The organism is Sphingomonas bacterium (genome assembly GCF_903643035.1).
In the GTDB taxonomy this organism is placed as follows: Bacteria; Pseudomonadota; Alphaproteobacteria; order Sphingomonadales; family Sphingomonadaceae; genus Sphingomonas.
The window spans coordinates 1-3,956 of record NZ_CAHJWW010000258.1 but is presented as its reverse complement, the minus strand read 5'-3'; the positions used below and the strand labels follow the sequence as shown (position 1 = coordinate 3,956).

General features: G+C 70.8%; 2 protein-coding genes. Both read left to right on the top strand.

What is annotated here, in order from left to right:
- The coding region (locus tag HUV01_RS13360) for an efflux RND transporter periplasmic adaptor subunit (RefSeq protein ID WP_174298716.1) at positions 1-631 on the top strand (631 nt) is incomplete at its 5' end.
- A gap of 31 nt (positions 632-662) precedes the next feature.
- Positions 663-3,878, top strand: a complete 3,216-nt coding sequence (locus tag HUV01_RS13355; RefSeq protein WP_174298715.1) for an efflux RND transporter permease subunit — start codon at positions 663-665, stop codon at positions 3,876-3,878.
- The last annotated feature ends 78 nt before the right edge of the window (positions 3,879-3,956 follow it).

Genomic DNA, 3,956 nt, shown 5'->3' with positions numbered 1-3,956 from the left:
CATTTCCGACGGCGGCGGCGCCTCGTCGACGCGCACGACCTATCGCTCTCCCGTCGCGGGCACCGTCGCGACGCGCGACGTGGCGCCCGGCCAGTATGTCGGCGCGGGCGGCGACAAGCCGGTGATGACGATCGCGGACCTGAGCCGCGTCTGGCTGATCGCGCAGCTGGCGGAGAGCGATGCCGCGTCGGTGCGGGTCGGCGACCGGGTCCGGGTCGTCACCCCCGCCTATCCCGGCCGCGCGTTCGACGCGCGGATCGACAACATCGCCGCGCAGCTCGATCCCGCGACGCATCGCCTGCCCGTGCGCGCGACCGTCGCCAACCCTGACCTGGCGCTGAAGCCGCAGATGTTCGCCCGCTTCGCGATCCGCCGCGCCGCGTCCGGCGACGGGGGCGGCCGGGAGGGCGGCCGGGAGGAGACGATCCGCGTGCCGTCGGCGGCGGTGGTCCACGAAGGCGACAGCGCGCGCGTCTGGGTCGTCGGCCGCAACGGCCTGCTCCACTCGCAGCCGGTGCAGGTGTCGGACTCGACCGATGCGACCGACACCATCGCGTCGGGCCTGAAGCGCGGCGACCGGATCGTCACCGCCGGCGCGCTGTTCGTCAACGAGGCGGGCAGCGGCGCGTGATCCCGATCGGCGTCCGGCGCGGCGCGCGCGCATGAACCGCATCGTCGAGTTCGCGCTGCGCCAGCGCGTGCTGATGATCGTGCTGCTCGTCGGCATGGTCGGCGCGGGCGCGATGGCGTTCGCGGGCCTGAACATCGAGGCCTACCCCGATCCCGTCCCGCCGATGGTCGAGGTGCTGACCCAGTCGCCCGGCATCAGCGCGGAGGAGATGGAGCGCAACGTCACCGTGCCGATCGAGGTGGCGATCGCGGGCGTGCCCAACATCACGGCGGTTCGCACGATCTCGCTGTTCGGCCTGTCGGACGTGAAGATCCAGTTCAGCTACGACGTCGGCTTCCGCGAGGCGGAACAGCGCGTGCTGGGGCGGCTGGGCCAGCTCGGCAACCTGCCGGGCGGCGCCCAGCCGACCATCTCGCCCACCAGCCCGGTCGGCGAGATCTTCCGCTACCGCCTGACCGCGCCCGCGGGCTATTCGGTCATGGACCTGAAGACGATCCAGGACTGGGTGCTGCAACGCCGGTTCAAGCGCATCCCGGGCGTCGCGGACGTCACCGGCTGGGGGGGCAAGCTGCGCACCTACGAGGTGGTGGTCGACAACGACCGGCTCGTCGCGCACGGCGCCAGCGTCGCGCAGGTGCTGGCCGCGATCGGCAAGGGCGACGGCAACGTCGGCGCGCAGACCGTCAATTTCGGGTCGCAGGCCGCGATCGTGCGCGGCGTCGGCCTGATCCAGTCGATCCAGGCGATCCGCGACACGATGGTGACGACCAACGCGGGCAATCCCGTGCTGGTGAAGGACGTCGGCACGATCCGTATCGGCAACGAGCCGCGGCTGGGCATCACCGGCGAGGGGCGCGACGACGACATCGTCATGGGCATCGTCCTGATGCAGCGCGGCGCGCAGTCCGCGCCCACCATCAGGCTGGTGAAGGCGGAGCTCGACACGATCAACACGACCGGCGTGCTGCCGCCGGGCGTGAAGCTGACCCCGCTGTATGACCGGTCCGCGCTGATCGGCGTGACGACGCACACCGTCCTGCACAATCTGGTCGAGGGCATCGTGCTGATCGTCGCGCTGCAATGGCTGGTGCTGGGCAATCTGCGCAGCGCGGTCATCGTCGCGCTGACGATCCCGTTCGCGCTCGCCTTCGCGGTGCTGATCCTGACGGTGCAGGGCGAGTCGGCGAACCTGCTGTCGATGGGGGCGCTCGACTTCGGGCTGGTGGTGGATGCGAGCGTCATCATGGTGGAGGCGATCTTCCGCCACATGGTCGAACGATCGCACAACATCGCCGCCGGCCACGGCCACGCGACCCACGCCAGCCGCTTCTCGTCGATCCTGCACGCCTCGGGCGAGGTCAGCCGGGGCATCTTCTTCGCCGCGGCGATCATCATCGCGAGCTTCCTGCCGCTGTTCACGCTGACGGGCGTGGAGGGGCACATCTTCGGGCCGATGGCCAAGACCTATGCCTATGCGATCGCGGGCGGGCTGGTCGCGACGTTCCTGATCTCCCCCGTGCTGTCGGCCGTCATGCTGCCCGACCGGCTGGAGGAGGTGGAGACGTGGATCGTGCGCCGCCTGCGCGCCGCCTACCAGCCCGCCGCCGCCTTCGCGCTCGCCAACCGGGTGCTGACGCTGGGGCTGACCGCCATCCTGTTCCTGACCGCGGTCGTCGCGGTCCGCTCGCTGGGCGTCGAGTTCCTGCCCCATCTGGAGGAGGGCAACCTCTATATTCGCGCCACGCTGCCCGGCTCGATCAGCCTTGAGGCGGGACAGCCGGCGGTGAACGGCATCCGGGCCATCATCGCGGGCTATCCCGAGATCGAGCGCGTGATCTCCACCCACGGCCGGCCCGACGACGGCACCGATCCCACCGGCTTCTTCAACGCGGAGTTCTATGCGCCGCTCAAGCCGCACGAGGAATGGCCGGGCGGCATCACCAAGGACGAGCTGACCGCGCGGATGCAGGCGCGGCTGCAGGCGAGATACCCCGGCATCGACCTGGAGTTCTCGCAATACATCCAGGACAACGTCGAGGAAGCCTCGTCGGGGGTGAAGGGCGCCAATTCGGTCAAGGTCTTCGGCCCCGATCTCGCCGCGCTGGAGAGGATCGCCGGCCGCATCAAGGACGAGATGGCCCGGGTGCGCGGCATCGCCGACCTCGGCGTGTCGCAGGTGCTCGGTCAGCCCACGGTGCGGATCGACGTCGATCGCGGCGCCGCGGCCCGCTATGGCCTGACGCCCGACGACGTGAACCAGACCGTCGCGGCGGCGATCGGCGGGCAGAGCTCGGGCAGCCTGTACGAGCGCGCGACCGACCGCCGCTTCCCGATCGTCGTGCGCCTGCCCGCCGTCCAGCGCGACAGCCTCGACGCGATCCGGCGCATCACCATCGCCGCGCCCGCGGTCGGCAACGGCCAGCCCGTGCAGGTGCCCCTGTCGGAAGTTGCGGCGGTCAGGCTGACGTCCGGCGCCTCGTTCGTCTATCGCGAGCACCAGGAACGCTATGTCCCGATCAAGTTCAGCGTCCGCGACCGCGACCTGGGCGGCGCGATCGACGAGGCGCGCGCCAGGATCGAGAGGACCGTCGTCCTGCCGGCCGGCTATCACCTCGAATGGGCGGGGGAGCTGGCGAACCTGACGAGCGCGGTCGCCCGGCTGGAGGTGGTCGTGCCGATCAGCCTGGGGCTTATCCTGGTGCTGCTGTTCGCCAACTTCTCGTCGCTGGTCGACACGCTGCTGGCGTTCAGCGTCATCCCGATGGCGATGGTCGGCGGCGTACTGATGCTGGCGCTGACCGGCACGCCGTTCAGCATCTCGGCCGCGATCGGCTTCGTCGCGCTGTTCGGCATCGCGGTGATGGACGGCATCCTGATGGTGACGACGTTCAACCAGCGGATCGACGAGGGCATGACCCGTAGCGAGGCGATCAGCCAGACGGTGCAGACCAGCCTGCGCCCCGTGCTCATCACCTGCCTGGCCGCCGCCATCGGCCTGCTGCCGGCCGCGCTGTCCACCGGGATCGGCAGCCAAGTGCAGCGGCCGCTCGCGCTGGTGGTGGTGGGCGGGATGACGCTGGCGCCGGTGCTGATCCTGCTGGTCCTGCCGGTGCTGATCGACCGCTTCTCGCGCCGGGTGTCGCTGCGCGACCGCGGCGCGCATGGGCGCGACGTCGGCCACCATCCGCACCCCCCGCACCCCCAGCCCCAGCCCCAGTCCCCACCCCAACCGGAGCCGGTGGCGTGAGGTCCGGCTCTTGTACCGCGAATCGGTGGCGGCCGCGACGCCACGCTGCGGACCCGGCCGAGCGCCGGAACGGTGGAA